This window comes from Synergistaceae bacterium, assembly GCA_031267575.1.
Lineage (GTDB): Bacteria > Synergistota > Synergistia > Synergistales > Aminobacteriaceae > JAIRYN01.
In genome coordinates, this window is the sequence record JAIRYN010000051.1 from 16368 (window position 1) to 37157 (window position 20790).

A 20790-nucleotide genomic window follows, 5' to 3' on the forward strand; every position below is an offset into this window, starting at 1 on the left:
TTATCGTCAAGCTCCGACAGCACAAAGCTATTATACCTCAACTTTCGCGGCGATTTTTCTACACTTAGACATTGCAATTACAGATTTTTATGGCAATAAAAAGATTAAAAATACTTTGTGATGTTTAAGGTCTTTCAAAACAAAAACTTGTAACCACTAATTCCATTATTTGTATGATGACAAAGGTGACAGCAGTGCTATCCTATCTCCTCGATTTTAGTTCTGATTTGTCAAAGAGCTATAGTCCTCCAGTATCTGCTTCAGTGTATAGCTGGACATCATCTTCTGGGCAGAATCCGCGATCAGGTTAAATGGTTTTTCCAGCAATTGATGAATTTTACTTCCCACGGGACACTTGGGAGAAGGGTTGGGGTGCACTCCAATCAGTTCGTTTAAGGAAACGGTGTCCACAGCCTGATATACATCCCAAATAGTGACGGTCTCCGGTGCGGCAATCAAAGACGTGCCACCCGAGCCGCGCTGTACATTCACGATTCCCGCCTTTTTTAGATTTCCGACTAAATTTCTCACAATAACAGGGTTGCAGCCGATACTCTTAGCTAAACTTTCGCTCGTCTTTTTTTTATCCTTAAATACTTCGAGCAAAACAAGCAGATGAAGAGCAATTGAACACTTGGTGCTGATACGCATGGATACCCCTCCCCACAAAATCATACCAGAAAACTTCGTGATAATTTTTATTGTAAGTATTGGAATTACGATTGAACTGTGCTATGCTATATGTAATAACAAATATTACATCAGGGGGGAATTAAAAAATGAAATCCGTGTTCGATGAAATCACCTTGGGCAATATTCAAGTGCAAAACCGGCTTGTGCGAAGTGCGACGTTCGAGAGCGGAGCCGATGCGGAAGGGCGTTACGATCAGAAAATGTTTGATTTGTACCGGAAACTTGCTGACGGAGGAGTCGGGTTGATCATAACGGGTATGGTTGGAGTTGATGCAAATTCGCGGATAGCGCCTTCTATGGTAAAGACCTATAACGATACATTCACCGAGCGATTGCGTCAGCTCACCGAATTGGTCCACGACCACGGGAGTAGGTTGGTTATCCAACTCGCTCATTGTGGAATCAAAGTTTCCAAGACGGATTCAGGAGAACCGCCTCTAGGAATATCGAGTCTTCCTGGGCAAAATATCCGCGAAATGTCCAAAGAAGATCTTTACCGGCTGGCCGACAGCTTCGCCGACGCGGCGCTTCGCTGTAAAAAAGCAGGGGCCGACGGTGTGCAGATGCACGCCGCGCATGGTTATTTGTTGAGTCAAGCGTTGAGTCCGATTTTCAACAAGCGCACCGATGATTATGGCGGATCTCTCGAAAAACGCGCAAAGCTGCTTTTTGATGTTTACAAATCAATTCGAGACGCAGTCGGCGACGACTACCCCGTATGGATCAAGATCAATTCCAGTGACCTTGTCGACGGCGGACTTACACTGGATGAAAGTCAGGCAATATGTGAACAACTATCAAAAGCGGGTATGGACGCTATCGAAGTCAGCGGAGGCATTGCTGTCTCCAAGGAAAGTCTGCCGATGAAAGGCGTTCGCGACGCGCAGCAAGAGGGGTATTTTTATAAGGAGGCTGTTTCTATCGCGGGAAAAGTCGAAGCCGATACGGATGTGATCAGCGTAGGCGGGTACCGCACACCGGAACTACTGGAGCGAAAGCTGAATGAAGGAAATTTCAAAGGCTTTAGCCTGTGCCGTCCTTTTATTGTCGAGCCTGGGTTGGCGAACCGGTGGCGTTCCGGCCAAATGGAGAAAGCCAAGTGTATTTCGTGCAATCGGTGTTTTGCGCCGGGCGAATTGAGCTGTAAGCAAAGGACTGTGTAAATGACGCGAGAGATCGCTCTCCAAATTGGATGTAAAAGCCAATAGCGTCGGCTTTTACATCCACAACAAAAACTGCCATGCTATGGGGATTTGAAGCGCTCGATGCATGGCGTCCAGAAGCATGAATTTTCCCAACCTCTGGCCTCGACATGAAAGATCTACGGCCAGTCAACTGTCGTAAATAGTGGTCTAGCGCCTCTGTACCGCAAGAGAAAAAAGATCTATCGTGGCGCTTTTGCAACGGTTCAATGACGAACAACAAGTTTACCTTCTTCTATTGCTTTTTCATAGTCTGCTGCCGCCTTTTGCATCCTTTCGTTCGGTTCGAGAGCCGGAGCGTTCAGAGCCTCCAGTAAGGTCATCTGATCCCGTACCGTCAAGTGAATCTCCGACACTTCCGCTTGTTTTGGCATACAAAAACACCTCGCATTCCCAACTTTACTTCCACCTGTTGTGGAGCCAAAACCATAGGTCTGGACGAGGAACGATCATCTTTTCGAGTGCCTCGTTGGCTCGGCGCGTCAGTAACTCCGTTTTGAGGCGCCGATCTTTTTCCTCCGGCACGGAAAGCGGAGGAAAAAACTCCACCATGTGGCGAAAAGGAGCCTTCCGATAGATACCCACCGGGATAATCGGCACAGAAGCTAGGATTCCCAGAACGGCTGGGCCGGTGGTGTTCGTGCAAGGATGCCCCATAAAGGGCAGGGAAATCCCCCCCAGCCAAGAAATATCCGCCAATGCTGCCACGTGAGCGCCTGACTTCAAAAGTTTCACCATCTCCAGCACGGAGGTTTTCTTGGGTAGGAGATTGACTCCAGCGTTCCTCCGATATCGGGCGATCAGATGGGAGATGTCTTTGTCCCTCATGTCCTGGGAGACAATATGAAAATTGTGAAAGCCTTTTTGGCTCAGCCACTGAGCGTACCAGGCAGACAACAACTCCCAGTTGCCATAATGGCCGCTCAGGAAAAGAGCGCCTTTGCCTTTGGCGAGAAGTCCCTCTACGAGACCCAAGTTACGCGTTTCCTCGACCCATTGAAGAGCCTGAGCGGAATCCCGCTGCAAGGTCAATATCTCCGTCACCGTCCAGCCCAGGTGTTCGTAGACACGTCGGCGCAAGGTCCCGCGCCACGCCTCGTCGGTATCAGGGTAGACCAGAGAAAGGTTTGAAAGAACCCTTTTCCCCCTGGGAGCTACGACCTTCAAGATTCCGCAAAGCACAGAGGCGACGCAAGACGCGCGCAACCCCCGTTTTGCCGCCATACGCAGGCCCTCGATCGCCCATGCCGCCAGCTTCAACGATTCTCTTTTCTCGCCGCCGAGACGGAGGACGCGGCAACCGAACGATAAAGCTCCGTCAGCGTCTCTGTCGCTCCACGAACCGAGTAATTTTCCTTCAAAAAGCGCCGGGCGCTGGCCGAGGTCGAACGGCCCTTTTCGGACAAAGCCTCCTGGAGGACCGCTCTCCAGTCCTCTTTCGCCCCACCTTGGAGCGTCAGATATCCTCCCGGCCCCAGCACGGATCGGGATAAAGGACCGTCACGGGTTATCACGGGCACTCCCTGCATCGTCAGGTACGCGGCCAGAAGCGCGTTCGAGGGACTGTCGTCGATAAAGAGGACTCGGCACTTTTTGAGAAGCTCCGACTGGAACATCTCCGACCCATCGATAGCAATACCTTCGACGCCCCCTTCGGGAAGCACCTCCTCCATAATTTTCTTAATTTCCTTCAAATTTTCTTTTAGGGCTTCGTCTAGGGCTTTGTCAGGTTGGAGCGCCAGAAGGAGAACAGAGGTAGGACTTCCTTCTCGGTCTGTCCAGGCTACTTTGATCTCGAAGGAGGGGATGATCCGGCTCTCTCCCTCCTGGACCTGCTCCGCGAAAAGGCGAGTGGGGTGTCCTCGCCACTGGGGTTGGACGTCCAAGGAGGTGTGTAGCGTCCGGGCGCGAAGCCGCACCCACCCCCACCAGAAAGGAGCGTCTCCCCAAAGGTGCCAGAGCCTGCCCTTGAAAAGCACGATCACCGCGCGCTCGAAAAAAGTGAGGGACTTCCAGGACAAAACTCCCTCTACTCGAAAATTCGCCGTTCCGCTCTCTGCGTAGACTCGCGGGGAAAATTCACCGCCTGCCCCCAGTGCCACCGCTAGGTTACCAACCACGGCCGCCTCCCAGGGGCGGCGAAAGCCGGAAATATACCAAATGCACTCCATTTGTGGCGACCTATCGTGAAATCACTTGAAAGCGACGAGGTGGAAGCGCTTTTTTCCCACTCTCACGAAAACGTATTTGCCGAACAAGAGCGACTCTCGTGACAGAAGATCTCCTTCGCTCCCCACGCGAAGATCGTTCATCGAGACGCCGCCCTGCTTGATGGTTCTCCTGGCCTCGCTCTTGCTCTCGCTGGCGTCGCAGGACGTCAGGATGTCCACCACCGTGGCGGGTAGAGGTAGGGAAAGCGTCGCAAAGGGAATCTCTTCCTTCAACAAGGCGAAGGTCTCCTCCTTCACTTCGAACAGGGAACCCGACCCGAAAAGGACGCCACTGGCCGCGACAACGCTTTGAGCCGTGGCTTCCCCGTGGACGAGCTTCGTCACGTTGAAAGCTAGTTGACGTTGGGCTTCCCTGAGGCCCGGTTCTTTTTCGTGCGTTTCCATGATGAAGGTGATTTCCTCCAAGGGCAAGAAGGTGAAAAGTTTCAAGAGGCGCTCCACATCTTTATCGTCGGTGTTGATCCAGAATTGATAGAACTTGTAGGGGCTCGTTTTTTCGGCGTCGAGCCACACGGCGCCTTCCTCAGTCTTGCCAAACTTGGTTCCAGTGGAGGTCAAAAGCAGGGGTTGCGTCAGGCCGAAGACCTCGCCCCCTGTGGTCTTCCGCACGTAATCAGCCCCTGCCACCAGGTTGCCCTGCTGATCGTTGCCCCCCATTTGGAGCCGGCACCCGTAGGTCTCGTAAAGGTGTTTGAAGTCCATGGACTGCAACAGCACATAGGAAAACTCCGTGTAAGAAATGCTTTTATCGGGGTCGTTCAGACGGCTTTTGACGTACTCCCGAGCGATCAGTGCGTTGACCGAAAAGTACTTGCCCACGTCGCGTAAAACATCAATAAAAGAAAAGGTCGATAGCCAGTCGTAATTATTGACTAGAATAGCGGAGTTCTCCCCGCAATTGAAATTTAAAAAATGCGCAAGCTGAGGACGGACTTTTTCGACGTTCTTTCGGACCTCCTCGATGGTGATGAGGTTGCGTTCCTTGCTTTTGCCGGAGGGGTCCCCGATCAGGCCGGTTCCCCCGCCCGCCACGGCGATAGGGCGATGTCCTGTTCGCTGAATCCAAGCCAGGCCCATGAGGGGAATAAGGTGCCCCACGTGTAGGCTGTCCGCCGTGGGGTCAAACCCCACGTAGGCCGTCGTCTTCTCTTTTTGAAAAAGCTCCCGCAATTTTTCGGGCTGACTGCACCACTCCACGAAACCGCGTTTTCGCAAAACTTCATAAGCGTCAGTATAGGTGTTGCTATCAGTATTGACAGGCATACGAAAAAACCTCCCCAATTATTATAGCCCCGTTTATCGCATACTTTCCCAGGCGGAAAAATTCCGACCCAGATGGCACAAGATCGTCGTCCCTTCGCCTACCGCCGAACGCACCTCCAAAGATCCCCCCATCAAGGACATGCGTTCCGTCATGTTGGCGAGGCCGCGATGGCCTTCGAGACGCAGAGCTTCGTGGTCCACCCCGGAGTCGAAGCCTTTACCGTTGTCCTTGATCTCGAAGACGAGTTGACCGTCTTGCTCGTACATCTGCCCGTGGACCTCCGTGGCGTCTCCATGCCGCACCGCGTTGGAAACCGCCTCCTGGAAAATCCGCAGGAGGGAAAGGGTCCGTTCGGGGCCCAGATCGAACGCCTCGTCCATATCTGCCGAGACATGTATATCATAGTTTTGAGAGAGGCGTTCCGCAAGCTCCGTCAAAGCCTGAGCTAGACCTAAATCCACCCAAGGCGGAGCCAGCGCGTCGCAGAGCCCTCGGAGCTCGCGGACTACTACTCGCGCCAGCCGTTCCGTTTTTTTGACACGTTCCCGGATGTTCTCGCCTTCTTCCATCGACATGTGGATTTGCTGCAAAAGCGCGGTGATGTCTTGGAGGGGGCCGTCGTGGATTTCCCTGGCCATGTCCAAACGCTCCGCTTCTTGGACCAGAACAATGTCCCTGACATAACGGTTCCGCAGGTTGTCTCGGTCGATAGCGGCCCGGGCCAAGCGGATCAAAGCGCTGTGGACGCTGTCGATTTCCTTCACGGCCCGGGGGTCCAGAGTGGGGGGCATGTCTTTGCCCATTCGGAGGTCGTCGATCTCGGCGGCCAATCCCCTTAAGGGAGCGATCAGCCTACACCACAACAGGCGAATCGCCCAGAAACTGCCCAGAGAAAGCGCGGAAAACAGAACAGGCCACAAGCGTCCGACTCGAACCAAGTTGCCCAAGAGGAAATCCCAGGAGACCGCCGCGATCACGTAGCCCTGACCTTTTCTCAAAGGTTGGATGGCCAAGGTGTATTGACGCCCCTCCTCGTCTTTCACTCGGACGGCAATGCCGACGGGAAGGTTCTGCCGCCACAGCGATTGAATATCGGCCACGCCGTTCGACGCCAGGAGGACCTTTCCCTCGTTATCGACACGGGCAACCCATCCGGGCATGGAGGGGCCCCACGAAAAGAGTCGGTAACGGTCGTTGGACGAAAAAGGTTTTTCAGGCAAATTCCAGAGGTGGATCTCGGAGTTCAGCCGATAGGCAGCGCCTTCAGCCAGTTCCAGCACATAGGCGCTCACCGTGGCATCCATGACCTCTTCCTGACGGAAATGCGCAAATGCTGCCACCAGGAGAACAACAACGGGGGGCAGCATTAACGCGCACACAAGAAGCGCCAAGAGATGAGTTTTTAACGATACCAGCTTGGGGCGTCTAATCTTCCAACAACTCCTCCAACGTCACCACACCGTATTTCAGAGCCAGGAGTAGGGCCTCCGTCTTGTTCTTTGAGCCCAACTTGTCGTAGATCGAAGCCAAGTGCGTCTGCACCGTGCGTTCGCTGATAAAGAGCTTGCCAGCGACTTCTTTGCTGGAGAGCCCCTTGGCCGCCAGCACTAAAACCTCGCGCTCTCGGGTCGAAAGCTGTTCGGGGTCGAACTCCCTTTCTCCCATGACCGAAGCCACTTCGGGGTCTAGGTAAAGACCGCCTCGGGCCACGGTGGCGATGGCCGTCGTCAGTTCCTTAGGGCTCACGGTTTTGAGGACAAATCCGCGGGCACCCGCACGCAGGGAGGCCATGACGTATTGTTGCGCGTCGTAAGAGGTCAGCATCACCGTCGCCGTCGTCAGACCTGCTTCTTTGACCTTCTGGGCTACGGCGACTCCATCCAATCCCGGCATACGAATATCCAGTAACGCCACATCAGGCTTAAGGTCCTGGATCAACTGCCATGCCTTCAACCCATCCTCCGCCTCGCCCAAGAGTTCAAGAGAACTTTCGCGCTTCAGGTACTCCGCTATTCCGGCCCTTGTCAAGGGATGGTCATCCGCTAACACTACTCTTATCGGCATGAAAATCGGTACTCCTTCCTCGTCAACTTCCCTTGTCAAATTCTCTCGCCAAACTCCTTGCTCTTACCAAATTCGCGCGTTGCCCCCTCTCAAACTCATTCATTCCTTGCTTTGCCCTTGCGTGTTTTAAACGCGTTTCACTTTTGATTTTTCACAAACTTCTACTTCTTGCAAACACTAGCAGCAGTATACGCTGAAGACAACGGCAAAGATACTTACGAAATAGTTCCGCCAGCTGGCTATGATCGATTTCGGATCGTTTTGAAGACGCGACGCTCTTATAGTACAATGGAACCGCGAACATACGAATACGACGAGTCAGAGGCCAGGCTTCGATCTGGCGTGGGTATGATGAATTTTTGTGAAGATAGTGTCGAGGGGGTTCAGTTTCGTTTTAATCATTTTGTTTAAACCACTGGGGAGGGATGGAAATGCCTCTGTTTTCTTGCAGGTTGTGTGGAACAATTTTTACCTCGGCAGGGGGGAGAACATGTCCTGCGTGTTTGCAACGTATCGACGCTCTGTATCCGAAGGCTCGCGAATACCTGAGAGATCATCCCAAAGACGCCCTCGACGTGGAAGGTCTGTCTGAGGAAATGGACGTCGACATTCGGGATATCCAAGCTCTAGTGGATATGGGATATTTGGATCGCGACTTCAACCGAACCAGCGATAAACGGGCGCTCAACAGGCAGCGGCTGGTCAAGGAGCTTGAGACTTCTCTGCGACAGATGAAGAACGAGTCAAGCGTTCGGAATGAGGCAAAAGACACCGCGTCCTATGGGCAACTGCGCTACGGCGAAAAAGAAAAAAAAGAAAAAGAAAAGAAAAGAAACATCTTCTAATACTTACGAAAAGTCCCGTTTAGGAGCATTGTTATGGATATTTTTTCTCTTTTTCAAATTGTGTTTTCCACTCTTCTCGGCGCTTCCTTAGGATCTTTTCTCAATGTGGTGGCCCATCGCAGTGTGGAAGGGCGTCGCTGGTGGGGAAAAGAGCGTTCCGTTTGCGAGTCCTGCGGCAGGGAACTCACCGTCCAGGAGCTGATTCCTATCCTCTCCTGGGTCCTACAAAGGGGACGCTGCCGAGGATGCAAGGCCCCTGTTTCCCCCCGTTACGTGCTGGTGGAGCTCATTGGAGCGACGGGGGCAGGGCTTGTTGCTTGGCGCTGGGGTTTCACTTGGGCTTACGCCTTTTCTATGGTGGGGATCTTCGGATTTTTTCTGAACGCGCTGACCGATTACGAAAGTGGGGACGTTTTCGACGTTTTTGCCCTCGCGATGGGAGGCTGTGGTTTGCTGCTCCGCCTTTTCGGCGGACAAGACGCCTTTATTGATGGGCTCTTGGGCACCGTGGTGGGGTGGAGCGTTTTCGCTGTCATCATTTTGGTGAGTCGAGGCGGAATGGGGTGGGGCGACGCCTGTCTCATGGCTGGAGCTGGAGCTGTACTGGGCTGGAAAATGACACTTCTCGCCTTCTACCTAGGGATCATGGCCGGCGGGGCGGGCATCGCGTGGTTGATGTTCCGCGGAAAAATCAAGTGGGGACGGGGAGACTCCATTCCCCTCGTTCCCTATCTCGCTGTGGGAGGACTGTTGACATTTTTGCAGGGTCCCTGGATTCTAGATCTTGTGGGATCTCACTTTCAGTATTTTTTCCAAGCCGGGTGGCCCTGGTAAAAGCGAAATAAAGGAGGAGGCAAAGGCAAAGAAATGTCTGTCGCTAACATATTCGACATCGGCACCGCGTGTTTATTGGCGTTTTTCATCGTAAGGGGAGGGCTGAGAGGTCTGACGGGGGAGATTGTATCTTTGCTGGGCCTGGTTGCCAGCGTGACCTGTGGGTGGACCTTCGCCCAACCCCTGGCTGCCGCGGTATTGGAGCGTTATCCAAATTGGGATCGAACTATCACCGAACTGGCCTGTGCCGTGATTGTCTTCATGGCCGTGTCCCTGGTTTTCGCGGTTCTGGGCAAGATGCTGCGCGTCTTGGTCAAGGCAGCTAATTTGTCGCTGCTGGACCACCTGGTGGGAGCCGTGGCGGGGGGGCTGCGCGCGCTTCTCGTCATTCTTTTCATTTACGGCGTTCTTTCCATTTTTACGCCCGTGCTCCAGAGCGAATGGGTGGCTGAAAGCCTGGTCATGAAGCAGGCTGCCGTGGTGTGGCCTTTCGTCCTGGACTTTCTGACAGCTCGCGGTTGGGTGGACCTTTCTCATTTGATGCCAAGAGTCTGACAACGAGAATATGAACGTATCCGCCTCCGTGCTGAACCTACTGGAGTTTGCAAAGTCGCTCTTTCCTTTCGCGGAAAACTTGAGGGGTGAGCTGGGAAAGGGTATCCTCGCCTCCCTCGTTCCGTGTAAAACCCTGGAGCAGCTAGAAGGGCGCCATCAACTCCTGAGGGAATGGGCGGACTGCTCCGACCGGCGCGGAGACAAGGAGATCCCCTGGAACCCGGCCGCTGTTCCCGTGACGGACCTTTTCCCTTTGGCGAAAAAAAGCGGGATTCTAACAGGCGGGGAGCTGTTGAAGGTCAAGACACTGCTCTCCCTGGCGACCCGAGTGAAGGAAGCCCTGGGGAAACTGAAAAACGATTACCCCGCCTTTCAGGGCCCGGAACGGCGTATCCGAGACTTCGGTCACGAGCTGGAGGCCTTGTCAGTGGTAGAGGACACGGGCCGCCTGGCGGACAACGCCTCGCCCCGGCTTCAGGCCATTCGCAACGACCTTGAAAACCTGAAGCGCGCCGGTCGCAAGACCGCCAATCGTCTCATGGAGGACGCGAGTATTCTGAACATGTTGCAGGAACGCGCGCTTTCCTACCGGGATGGGCGTTTTCTTTTGCTGGTCCGGCAGGAGTATGTCAACCGTTTCCCTGGGCTTTTGGTTGATCGGTCGGCGTCGGGGAACTCTGTGTACATGGAACCGCGGATGCTCTCCTCCATCAATAACGGCATGATGCTAAAAGCCCGGGACGAACAGGACGAGGAAACGCGCGTTCTGATGGAAATCGCGGGGAAAATTTTAGCGCGCGAGCGGGCCATCGCAGAGGCTCAGGAGGTTTTGGGGGAAATCGACATGCTCTACGCTTGTCGGGAAGTTATGCGCAAAAAACGCTGGACCCTGCCGAACCTGTCACGCCAAACGCAGTTCGACTTAGTAGAGGCGTGTCATCCTCTCTTGGGAGACTCTGCTGTTCCCGTAAACGTGTACTGCTGTGTCAAGGGCAAGACGAATCGCCCTCCATTCACCTCCCTGGTGATCACGGGTCCCAACACCGGCGGTAAAACAGTGGTGTTGAAAACCGCGGGGCTCTGTGTGGCAATGGGGTGGTCGGGGTTGCCGTTGCCTGTTCGAGATGGTTCCCTTGTGGGAAATATCGATGCGATTTACGCGGATATCGGCGACGAACAGAGCATCGAGCAGAATCTCTCCACTTTCAGCGCCCATTTGAAAAACATCGTCAGGATTTTAAAATCCGCCACCTCAAAGTCTCTCGTGCTGCTGGATGAACTCGGCGCGGGCACGGATCCCCAGGAGGGCGCGGCACTGGGGGTGGCGATTCTAGAAACCCTCAAGAACAATCGCGTCCCGACCCTGGCGTCCACCCATCACAATCCCATCAAACAATACGCTTTGACCACTCCATCGGTGGAGACTGCGAGCATGGAATTCGACGCGGACAAATTGGCGCCCACCTATCACCTTTTGATGGGGGTTCCCGGTAAGAGTAACGCTCTCCTAATCGCGCGGAGATGGGGCATGCCAGAGGACGTTTTGGAACTAGCCCATTTGTCTTTGGAGGCCCGAGACATTTCAGCGGAGGACCTGATGGGGCAATTAAACGAGCGTGGGGCAGCCCTGGACGCAATGGAGGAACGGTTCGAGGTTGAGAGGACGGAGACGACTCGGCTCAAAAAAATTTACGAGGATCGGATGTCGGAAATCGAGCGCCAAAGGGATAAAATTATCGAGGCCGCGGACAGACGCGCGGACGATTTGATCGCTAAGGCGGAGGCCGTCTCCCGGGACCTGATCAAGGGATTGGAGGAGGCGACGAGATCGGCGGTCTACAAAGCTCTCGAACCCAGGCGGCAGAATATTCAGAAACTCCGCATAGGAATGGAAACGCGTCACGCCAAGCGCGTCGCCCAGGAACTGAAGAACAAACCAGAGGCGTTTGTCCCAAGGGAAGGCGTGACGGCTCAGGTCGCGGGCAGTGGTGTCGTAGGGGTGATCGAGTCCGTTAGGAACGGCAAGGCAAAGCTCGTGGCGGGTCCCATGCACATGGAAGTCCCTCTGGACCAACTTATGGAGACACAAAAAGTGGCGAAGATCGCCGTTCCCCCACTGGACACATCCGCCGCCATGAAGCGAGAGACCGTCCCCAGTTCTCTGATGGTAAGGGGGATGACCGTGGACGAGGCGTTGCCTTTGACTGGCGCTTACCTGGACAGAGCCTACCGGGCTGGTCACTCCAGCGTCCTCGTCATTCACGGTCGAGGGGAGGGGATTTTGCGCCGCGAGGTTCACGCCCTTTGCGCGAGACTAAAGTACGTGTCCCGTTATCGTCTGGGCGAAATAGGAGAGGGCGGTTACGGAGTTACGGTGGTAGAGTTCAGAAGTAGTAGAGTTCAGAAGTAGTCGAGTTCAGAAAATGAATTGATTTTTGAATACTTAAAAAAGCTGGTTTTTAGATATTCTAACGTCAGAGCTTTTATCTTAAATCAGTATAAGAGAAGTGAGATATGGATGGTAAGAAATTTGCTGTATTGGCTGGCGAGCCTGTTTCATATTGAGGTTGTATGGGTCGATAAAGGGCAGGGAAAATGGGTGAAGCGGCGTCGTTACCATCCCGTGATAAGGGGACTGCTGATCGTGATGACGCTGACGGTGTGTATCACCTGGAGCGTGAATTTTTTCCATAACGTGATGGATTCGGGAGAAGCCCAGCGCGCGCCCTCGCTTCCCGCGGACCCGTCGAGGACCATCGAGTTCAACCCCAACAATTTTTTCCCGGAGCTCACCTCGATAGACACCCTTCCCGGCCCCATTCCCATTGAACTGAATGTAGACGACAACGAATATTGGGTGCGGATCAACAAAAGACTTTACATGCTCTATCTCTATCGCGGTGACGAGGTAGAGAAGACTTATGAGATTGCGGTGGGGAAGAACCCCGGTAACAAGGAAAGGGTGGGCGATAATAGGACACCGAACGGCATCTTCACGGTTCAATCTATCGAAAACGCCAGCTCCTGGAGCCATGATTTTCGGGATGGCAAGGGCGTGATCAGAGGCGCTTACGGTCCCTGGTTCATTCGTCTCCGCACGGGTTGGAAGGGCATCGGCATCCACGGCACTCACGACCCCAATTCTCGGGGCTCTATGGTTTCGGAGGGGTGTATTCGAATGCTGAACGACGAACTGGAGGAGCTAAGGCGATTTACCTTCAGGAATATGAAAGTGGTGATCGAGGAATGAACCCTATCGACGAGCGAAAAACGACGGTTCAGCGCGGAATCGACAGAAGGGGCTCGGACGGAAGAGCCGACGTTCAGACCGCCGCCGAATGGACAGAAGAGGAGCGGAAGAAGTCGGAACGGCGGCTCCTCGAAGGGCGAGTGATTTTTCCCGAAAAATTACACCTGCTGGACCTTCCCCAATTCCGGCCAGGTTTTCGCCAGTTCATTGCCTCATGGTTTTTTATCGATTCTCTAGGAAGAAGAATGGTGGTCGATCCCGGTCCGGCGAGCACCATCCCTCTTCTGTTGCGCAAACTTTCCTTTTTGACCAACGACGTGGATTATGTTCTTCTGACCCATATTCATCTAGACCACTCTGGAGGGATTGGACAGTTCTGCCAGCAGTACAAGAACGCCAAGGTGTTGGTCCACCCTAAGGCTAGGAGATACCTGCTCGATCCGGGAAAGCTCTGGAAGTCCTCGCTCGAAATCTTGGGGGATATTGCCGTCATGTACGGCACTCCCGTGCCTCTGGCCCCCGATTCCCTATTGGATCGCGACGACTTATCGGGCGTGACGATTCTCGAAACGCCGGGACACGCTCCTCATCACCTTTCCTTCATCGTCCAGTTGGCTAGTGAAAAAAGTGAAGAAAACGAAAAAAGTGAAAAAAGTGAAAAGGTCGTTTTTGTGGGAGAAGCCGCCGGGCTTTTTCTTCCTCTGGGCTCGTCCTCCGCTTTACCCTACTTACGCCCCACAACCCCGCCCAAGTTTGATGGAGTCGCGGCGCGGGCATCTCTTCGCAAAATCTCAGAATCCCTACGAGGAGATGAACTTCTGTGCTACGCTCACTGGGGCGCGGCCCGACACGCACGAAACCAAATGGCCCTGGCAAGAGGGCAGTTCGACGATTGGACCACCCTCTTTTCCAGGATGAAAGACCAGACCGAGAGGGCCATTACGAATAGCCTATTTGAGCAAGATTCCCTTCTGAGCGGATATTTCCGGCTGCCAGAGGACCTGCGGACGCGGGAACTCTTTTTTATCCGCAACAGTGTGAAGGGTTTTTTGCAATATATTCGGAAAACCGAAAAAACAAGTGAAGAGTGAGGATGAGCATTTATGAAGATAGAGATCGCGCCTGAGGTATTCGCTCTTTTTCCCAGTTACGCGCGTCATGTTCTTGTGGTGAATGGAGCGGACAATACGAAAGAGGTTTTAGAGCTGGCCGAGCTTCTGGTCGAGGCCCAAGAGCGAGTACGGAGAGACGAGGCGTTTTCGGATTTGAAGACCCATCCTCGTATTGCCTCATGGCGCGACGCTTTTCAGTCTTTTGGAACAAACCCCAACAAGTGTCCTCCCTCCATCGCCAACCTCATCAAGCGCGTGCGTGGAGGCAAGGACCTTCCCTACGTGAACAGCCTAGTGTCGATTTTCAACGTGATCAGTATGAGGCACGTTCTGCCGGCCGGAGGTGACGACTTGGACACGGTGAAGGGAGATATCCGCCTGACTCTTGCCCGTGGTCATGAAAACTATACGCCCCTAGGTTCCCCCGAACAAAAAGAGCGTCCGGTGCCCGGTGAGGTCGTTTTGCTGGACACGGGGAACGACGAGGTTTTTTGCCGCGCCTGGTGCTGGAAAAACGGCGACGTCAGCAAGATCGAGGCGACAACCCGCCGCGTGGCCATCAACATCGACACCCTGCCCCCCGGAACCCCGGAGGAAGGAAAAGCCGCCGCCCTGGAAACGCTGGAGTTGGTGAAGCGGTTTTGCGGCGGGAGCGCCGAGCTCCACAGGCTGGACCCGGAGCACGGGAGCGTGGAGATTGGATAGGCGCGACGGAAGTAAATTTCAGATATAATATTTGATAAGGTGATGGACTTCGATGAGAAGATGAGAAGGAGATTTTTTGAGCATGAGGGGACGTATCGTTGCCGTGTGTCGAGCGCCGGTGAAAGGTATGCAGAAAACCGACATTGGCGAAGCTCTTTTGATAGAAGATAAGGGATTGGAAGGAGACGCTCATTTCGGGTTTCAACACCGTCAGGTAAGTTTGCTCAGCGCGGAAGAAGCTGAGAAAATCAAGAAGAAAGTGCCTCTGTTGAAAGCGGGAGATTTTGCGGAAAATCTTTTGGTCGAAGGTTTTGATCTCGCGCGGTTGGCCCTGGGCGACCAGATTCAAGTGGGCGGAGCGATATTAGAGGTCACTCAAAAAGGAAAGGAATGTCACTCCCATTGCGCTATTTACGAGGCGGCGGGAGATTGTATTATGCCTCGTCTTGGCGTGTTTTGTCGCGTGACCCGGGGTGGCAGGGTGCGCAATGGCGATATGATCCAACGCGTAGTATATTAATAAGCTATATTAATATTCATATCTGATAAACTATTATAAAGCGTCATAATGTATTATGATCAAGTTATATACGGTGTATCAAGCGGTATAGGTAATAAGGTTATGCATTTCGACAATTTCGACAATAAGGAGGTAGCAAAGTCTATCAAAGATGAAAATATTGTTGTAGATCGGAACTATAACGGCGCTTGTGGAATATTTCCGCGAGCTTTGCGAGATTCAGCTTTTTCTTTGGCTTCATAGTCGAAGAAATACTATGCGGAATATATCTAACTAGCTATAAGTAGGTATTAGTACGCTGAAAGGATCGGTTAAGAGAGTATGGCTACTATTGGTTACTACGAACCGGAAAATTTTAAGAAGATTCACCAAACCCCCATCCGAACAACAGTGGAATCTCTATTTTACGGCAACAACGTCACGAAGGTTCCCGACCTGAAAGTCGCCTACGAGTTGGCCAAGGCCAGTCCGGGCACGGTGGAACTGACGGGAATGCCTGTCTATTTGCCGGAAGAGCAGGGTCTTCCGGTGGGAGCGAATGTCCTTCTTTTCAACGATGGGGCTTTTTATGGCCGCACCGCCGCGGCGCGCCGCATCATTGGATATCCCAACGTCAAGCCCGAAGAGATGGCCACCCTCATCCGTGAGGCCGTTTACAAACTGCGTGACCGTAAGCTCTACACGGCGGACGCCTATATCGGTTTGGAAGAGGACTTCATGGTCGCCGCTCATCTTCTGGTGCCTCAAGGATTTGAAAACAACCTTTATAGCTGGCTTTTCAACTTTCAATATATCAACGAAAAATACAAAGAGATGTACAATCGATCACGAAAAGTTTCGGACACGGATGGAGACGTCCTCATCTTCGCCGACCCGGACTGGACGCACCCAGATTATCCGCTGGGCCTGGCCTTCTTTTCGCCCAAAGAAAACTGTGCTGTGGTGCTGGGGCTCCGTTATTTTGGGGAACTCAAAAAGGGCACCTTGACCCTGGGCTGGGGAATCGGCGCGCGCAACGGTTACGCCTCTTGCCACGGGGGACTCAAGCGCTACACCACCCAAAACGATAAAAAGTTTGTGCTAGCCGCTTTCGGTCTCTCAGGATCGGGTAAATCGACGATTACCCACGCCACTCACGGTGGCAAGTACAACATCACCGTCTTGCACGATGACGCGTTCGTGGTAAACGTGAAGGACAAATATGCCATCGCCTTGGAGCCCGCTTACTTCGACAAGGTGCAGGACTATCCCATTGGATGCCCGGCCAACAAGTTTCTGGTGACGATGCAGAATTGCGGTGTTACGCGTACAGCGGATGGCAAGTTGATCGCCGTAACCGAAGACGTCCGCAACGGCAACGGCCGCGCGATGAAATCCAAGTTCTGGTCCCCAAATCGCATTGATCGCATCGATGAGCCTTTGAACGCCATCTTCTGGCTGATGCGAGACCCGACCATTCCCCCCGTTCTGAAACTGACGGGCCCGGAACTGGGATCTGTTCTGGGAGCCACTCTCGCGACGAAGCGCACCAGCGCCGAACGCCTGGCGCCTGGAGTCGACCCCAACGCCCTGGTTTGCGAACCCTATGCCAACCCCTTCCGTACCTATCCTCTCGCGATGGACTACGAACGTTTCAAACAATTGATCGCGGATGGAGTTGACTGCTACATCCTGAACACGGGAGATTTCATGGGTACGAAGGTCAAGCCTGTCCATACCCTTTCGATTCTGGAATCCGTCATCGAGGGTACGGCAAAATGGGCCCCCTTCGGAAACTTCAGCGGCATGCAAATCCTGCCATTGGACGATTTCAAAATCGACTTGAACGACAAGAACTATCGGGAACAGCTTCTGGCGCGTTTCAAAGATCGTTTGAATTTTGTGAAATCGCGCGATACGGAGCTGGGTGGCTTGGACAAGTTGCCTGAGGATGCCCATAAAGCGATAACTCTCGCGGTAGAGGAAATGTCGAAGTTTTAGAAACTTTAACTGAACTGTACTGTATTGAACTGAACTAAACTGAACTGAACTGAACTGAGAAAAATACACGAGCTCGCTCATTGCTGGGGCGAGCTTTAGGATTTTGAGCACAGCAATGACAATACTCGACACAGGTGGGTGTGAATAATGAAAATAGTCATACTTGACGGTTATACGGAAAACCCCGGCGACCTTACTTGGGCCGAACTGGAAAAACTGGGAGAACTTGTCGTATACGACCGCACCTCTCTCACGGACCAAGAGGAAGTAATTTCTCGTATTGGAAACGCGGAGGTCGCCATCACCAATAAGACGCCGATCAGCCGGGAAGCCATAACGCGGTGCGCTAACCTGAAATATATCGGTGTGCTTGCCACCGGCTACAACATCGTGGATGTCAACGCCGCAAAGGAGAAAAAAATTCCTGTCTGCAACATCCCCACTTACGGTACAGCCGCGGTTGGGCAGTTCGCCATTGGTTTGCTGCTGGAGATATGTCATCACATAGGGCACCACGATAAAGTTGTCCATGAGGGCAAGTGGGCGGCCAGCAACGATTGGTGTTTCTGGGATTATCCGTTGATTGAATTGGCCGACAAGACCATGGGAATCATCGGTTTTGGCCGCATTGGGCAAACTACGGGCAAGATAGCCAAAGCCTTGGGCATGAAGGTCATCGCCAACGATGAGTTTCCGAACGACGCGGGAGCTCAAATCGCGAAATATGTTTCGTTGGATGAGCTTTTCACCGAATCGGATGTTGTTGTCCTGCACTGTCCTCTTTTCCCATCCACGCAGGGAATCGTTAATAAAGAAAATATCGCCAAAATGAAAGACGGCGTTATCCTGATCAACAACTCCCGCGGACCTCTCATTGTCGAACAAGACCTTACCGATGCTTTGAATAACGGTAAAGTCTTCGCGGCAGGCTTGGATGTGGTGTCCAGCGAGCCCATTAAAGGCGACAATCCCTTACTCAAAGCAAAAAATTGTATTATCACACCGCACATCTCCTGGGCGCCCAAAGAGAGCCGTCAGCGTTTAATGGACGTTACCGTCGATAACCTGAAAGCCTTTGTGAGCGGAACCCCCATCAATGTGGTTAATAACTGAATGAATGTGAAAGCATGTGAAAGAATCTAAAAAAAGGCGGTTCCCCTAAAGGGAGCCGCTTTCTTTGTCTTTGTGATGCTTGTGATTGGTTGTTTTGCTAGGTTCAGCTTCAGCTTCAGCTTCTGGCGTCTATCTTCCCATTAGTTTAGGTTCTTTCATCCACTACGCGCTTCGCTTTGTGCGTGCTGCGTTCGATAGAACCGTCCGGCAGGACGACGACCCGCGCCGGCTTCACTCCGATTCGCGCTTTAAGAGCGTTGGACACCCTTGCGGCAACCTCTTCGTCGCTCTTTTCGCTGGCGTTTTCAACTGTGACTTCAAATTTGCACGTGAGATCTTGTTCGTAAACACGAATCTTGTACTCTCCCGTCACTTCGGTCAATCCGCGAATGACGTACTCGATATCGCTGGGATACACGTTGACCGCGCTGACTATGAACATGTCGTCCTTGCGTCCGTCCACATGTATCCTCCCGTGGGTGCGCCCACAAGGACAGGGCGTGTAATCGATCCAGCCAATATCACCCGTGCGGAAACGGATCATCGGGCGAGCTTTCTTCCTCAGCGTCGTGTAAACCAGCTCGCCACGCTTACCTGGTTCAATGACCTCGCCGGTCTCCAGGTCGACGGTCTCCACGAGTATGTGGTCCTCAGCAATGTGAAGGCCATCGTGAACCTCGCACTGCGCGGCGCACGCGCCGAAAATATCCGACAGACCATAAAAGTCAAAAAGTTCGGCACCCCAAAGGTCTTCGATCACTTTCCGGGTCGCTCCTATGCTTCCACCCATCTCCCCCGCGACGAAAATTTTATTGATCGACAGGTCCTTTCTGGGGTTGACGCCGTTTTTCACGCAAGTTTCCCCCAGGTACCAAGCATAACTTGGGCTCGTCCAGATGCAGGTTGGCTGGTAGGCTTTAAGGATGAAAATCAACCTCTCGCTGGGAAGCGTCCCGCCCCAGATGCAAAGAGCGCCGAGATTTTGTGCTCCTATCACGTCGGGGCCGCCCACGTACAGCGAAAAATTCAGGGCGTGGACATATCTGTCGTTCGGCCGCATGGATGCCTGCCAGAACCAGCGGCTCTCCACGTCCTGAAATTCGTCGAAGTCCTTCTTCGTGAACGGAGACATGGTCGGAACCCCGGTTGACCCGCTCGAAGTGCTCACGAACACGACATCTTCTTCTGGAACGGCGGCGAGCTCACCGAGAAACGAACCGACCCCCTGGGTGTCGCGCTGCGTCTTTTTATCTATGAAGGGAAACTTCGCTATATCAGAAAGAGATTTCACGTCCTCGGGTTTCAAGCCCACGGTATCAAAAGAACGCCTGTAGTACGGGCTGTTCGTATACGCGTGAGCAAGTTCCTCCCTCAGTGACCTCAGTTGCAGGGCTTCGAGCTTCGAGCGTGGAAGCGTTTCAATTTCCGGATCCCAGTATTTGCCTTTTGACATTTTTTATCTCCTCCAAATTATTTATAGTTTTTATAAAATTTATATTATGCCTGCCAGCGCAGCATGAATTTTTGTAGCCGGCTGACCGCGAGGTATACGACGCTGATCACAATTCCGATCAGGAAAACACCGACCATCGTTCGCGTGTAGTCGCCCAGGTCCGAGAAATAATTCACGTAGTAGCCCATGCCGCTTCGCGCGCCAATCATCTCCGCCGAAGTCAACAAAATGAACGACACCGAGAGGCCCTGGTTGCAACCCGTGAATATTTGAGGCAGCGCGCTCGGTAGTACGACGTGGAACAACGTTCCGCACTTTCCACAGCCGAGGTTTTTGGCGACGTCGAGATACTTTCTCTCGGTGTACATGACGCCGGAGACAGTGGCCGATAACACCGGCCAAAAGGTCGCAAGAAAGATGACCATGACGCTGACGCTCCTAAAAGTAGGCAACAGAGCTATGCCGTAAGGTATGTACACGATCGGCGGTATCGACGACAGAAACTTGGATATCAGTGTCGCCGCCCTGCCAACTCGCGCGCTATACCCGATAAAAAGCCCCAAAGGGATGGCCGCCGCCAGACCGAGCGTGTAGCCATTAAAGATGAGCCCCAGAGAACTGAAAATATGCCTAATCAAGCTCTGGTAATCCAGTATAAATTGCCGCAAGACCTTACCCGGCGGAGCGAAAAGAAACTCCCTGAGCAGGTTAAATTTCGATGTGGCGAGCATCCACGCGATGAGAAGCGCGAGCGTGAAAAAGGCCAAATCTTTCATGACAAGTTTTTTTCCCGACACGACGATAATAGACTCCAGCACAACCGCGAGAGCGATCGCGTAAAGCGCGAAACTTTCCCCTTTGATCCTGTCCGGTAGCAGATTAATCAGCAAAAACGCCGCGAACAGAATGTGTGGGCATATGCTCTTCATTTTTCGCGATGGAATATGGAGCGTTTTTTGATGAGAAAAC

20 protein-coding genes are annotated in these 20790 nt (G+C 53.0%); 11 read left to right on the forward strand and 9 right to left on the reverse strand.

Annotated elements, in window-relative coordinates:
• Positions 1-216: 216 nt before the first annotated feature.
• On the reverse strand, positions 217-651 hold the full coding sequence (locus tag LBJ36_08165) for an Rrf2 family transcriptional regulator (GenBank protein MDR1379012.1): 435 nt from the start codon (positions 649-651) through the stop codon (positions 217-219).
• 128 nt (positions 652-779) lie between these two features.
• Here LBJ36_08165 and LBJ36_08170 point away from each other — a divergent pair, with 128 nt between their 5' ends.
• Positions 780-1856: an NADH:flavin oxidoreductase gene (locus LBJ36_08170; GenBank protein MDR1379013.1), complete on the forward strand. Its 1077-nt coding sequence runs from the start codon at positions 780-782 to the stop codon at positions 1854-1856.
• A gap of 245 nt (positions 1857-2101) precedes the next feature.
• On the opposite strand, the gene LBJ36_08175 is transcribed toward LBJ36_08170, so the two are convergent.
• From LBJ36_08175 to LBJ36_08200, 6 genes are read right to left on the reverse strand one after another with little or no spacing between them, the layout of a single operon-like run.
• Positions 2102-2269 (reverse strand): DUF1778 domain-containing protein, encoded by a 168-nt coding sequence (locus tag LBJ36_08175; protein MDR1379014.1) that lies wholly within the window; start codon positions 2267-2269, stop codon positions 2102-2104.
• Positions 2270-2294: 25 nt separating this feature from the next.
• Positions 2295-3155 (reverse strand): lysophospholipid acyltransferase family protein, encoded by an 861-nt coding sequence (locus tag LBJ36_08180; GenBank protein ID MDR1379015.1) that lies wholly within the window; start codon positions 3153-3155, stop codon positions 2295-2297.
• Positions 3152-4066, reverse strand: coding sequence for a hypothetical protein (locus LBJ36_08185; GenBank protein MDR1379016.1), 915 nt, complete (start codon positions 4064-4066; stop codon positions 3152-3154). Before LBJ36_08185 ends, LBJ36_08180 begins: the two co-directional genes overlap by 4 nt.
• Positions 4067-4087: 21 nt before the next feature.
• Positions 4088-5389: a tyrosine--tRNA ligase gene (gene tyrS, locus LBJ36_08190; GenBank protein MDR1379017.1), complete on the reverse strand. Its 1302-nt coding sequence runs from the start codon at positions 5387-5389 to the stop codon at positions 4088-4090.
• A gap of 33 nt (positions 5390-5422) precedes the next feature.
• Positions 5423-6781, reverse strand: coding sequence for a sensor histidine kinase (locus tag LBJ36_08195; GenBank protein ID MDR1379018.1), 1359 nt, complete (start codon positions 6779-6781; stop codon positions 5423-5425).
• Positions 6782-6815: 34 nt separating this feature from the next.
• Positions 6816-7454: a response regulator transcription factor gene (locus LBJ36_08200; protein ID MDR1379019.1), complete on the reverse strand. Its 639-nt coding sequence runs from the start codon at positions 7452-7454 to the stop codon at positions 6816-6818.
• Positions 7455-7885: 431 nt separating this feature from the next.
• On the opposite strand from LBJ36_08200, the gene LBJ36_08205 reads away from it, so the two are divergent.
• The 10 genes from LBJ36_08205 (at position 7886) to LBJ36_08250 (ending at position 18368) form a co-directional block, all read left to right on the forward strand.
• Positions 7886-8299, forward strand: coding sequence for a hypothetical protein (locus LBJ36_08205; GenBank protein MDR1379020.1), 414 nt, complete (start codon positions 7886-7888; stop codon positions 8297-8299).
• A 60-nt stretch (positions 8300-8359) separates the two neighbouring features.
• Complete coding sequence (locus LBJ36_08210; GenBank protein ID MDR1379021.1) at positions 8360-9133, forward strand: prepilin peptidase; 774 nt, start codon at positions 8360-8362, stop codon at positions 9131-9133.
• Positions 9134-9166: 33 nt separating this feature from the next.
• Positions 9167-9688, forward strand: coding sequence for a CvpA family protein (locus tag LBJ36_08215; GenBank protein ID MDR1379022.1), 522 nt, complete (start codon positions 9167-9169; stop codon positions 9686-9688).
• A 10-nt stretch (positions 9689-9698) separates the two neighbouring features.
• Positions 9699-12098 (forward strand): Smr/MutS family protein, encoded by a 2400-nt coding sequence (locus LBJ36_08220; GenBank protein ID MDR1379023.1) that lies wholly within the window; start codon positions 9699-9701, stop codon positions 12096-12098.
• Positions 12099-12206: 108 nt separating this feature from the next.
• Positions 12207-12938 carry a L,D-transpeptidase gene (locus LBJ36_08225; protein MDR1379024.1) on the forward strand — a complete coding sequence of 244 codons (732 nt, stop codon included), beginning with the start codon at positions 12207-12209 and terminating at the stop codon, positions 12936-12938.
• On the forward strand, positions 12935-14029 hold the full coding sequence (locus LBJ36_08230) for an MBL fold metallo-hydrolase (protein MDR1379025.1): 1095 nt from the start codon (positions 12935-12937) through the stop codon (positions 14027-14029). The genes LBJ36_08225 and LBJ36_08230 overlap by 4 nt, the downstream gene beginning before the upstream one ends.
• A 12-nt stretch (positions 14030-14041) precedes the next feature.
• A complete protein-coding gene (locus tag LBJ36_08235; protein MDR1379026.1) occupies positions 14042-14755 on the forward strand; it encodes a hypothetical protein in 714 nt (237 codons plus the stop codon).
• Between the two features lie 82 nt (positions 14756-14837).
• Positions 14838-15275 carry an MOSC domain-containing protein gene (locus tag LBJ36_08240; protein MDR1379027.1) on the forward strand — a complete coding sequence of 146 codons (438 nt, stop codon included), beginning with the start codon at positions 14838-14840 and terminating at the stop codon, positions 15273-15275.
• A gap of 321 nt (positions 15276-15596) precedes the next feature.
• On the forward strand, positions 15597-17255 hold the full coding sequence (locus LBJ36_08245) for a phosphoenolpyruvate carboxykinase (ATP) (protein MDR1379028.1): 1659 nt from the start codon (positions 15597-15599) through the stop codon (positions 17253-17255).
• A 147-nt stretch (positions 17256-17402) separates the two neighbouring features.
• A complete protein-coding gene (locus tag LBJ36_08250) occupies positions 17403-18368 on the forward strand; it encodes a D-2-hydroxyacid dehydrogenase (GenBank protein ID MDR1379029.1) in 966 nt (321 codons plus the stop codon).
• A gap of 145 nt (positions 18369-18513) precedes the next feature.
• Here LBJ36_08250 and LBJ36_08255 read toward each other — a convergent pair whose 3' ends face one another.
• Both LBJ36_08255 and LBJ36_08260 read right to left on the reverse strand, forming a co-directional pair.
• On the reverse strand, positions 18514-19821 hold the full coding sequence (locus LBJ36_08255; protein MDR1379030.1) for an AMP-binding protein: 1308 nt from the start codon (positions 19819-19821) through the stop codon (positions 18514-18516).
• A gap of 44 nt (positions 19822-19865) precedes the next feature.
• On the reverse strand, positions 19866-20750 hold the full coding sequence (locus LBJ36_08260) for an ABC transporter permease subunit (protein MDR1379031.1): 885 nt from the start codon (positions 20748-20750) through the stop codon (positions 19866-19868).
• Positions 20751-20790: the final 40 nt, after the last annotated feature.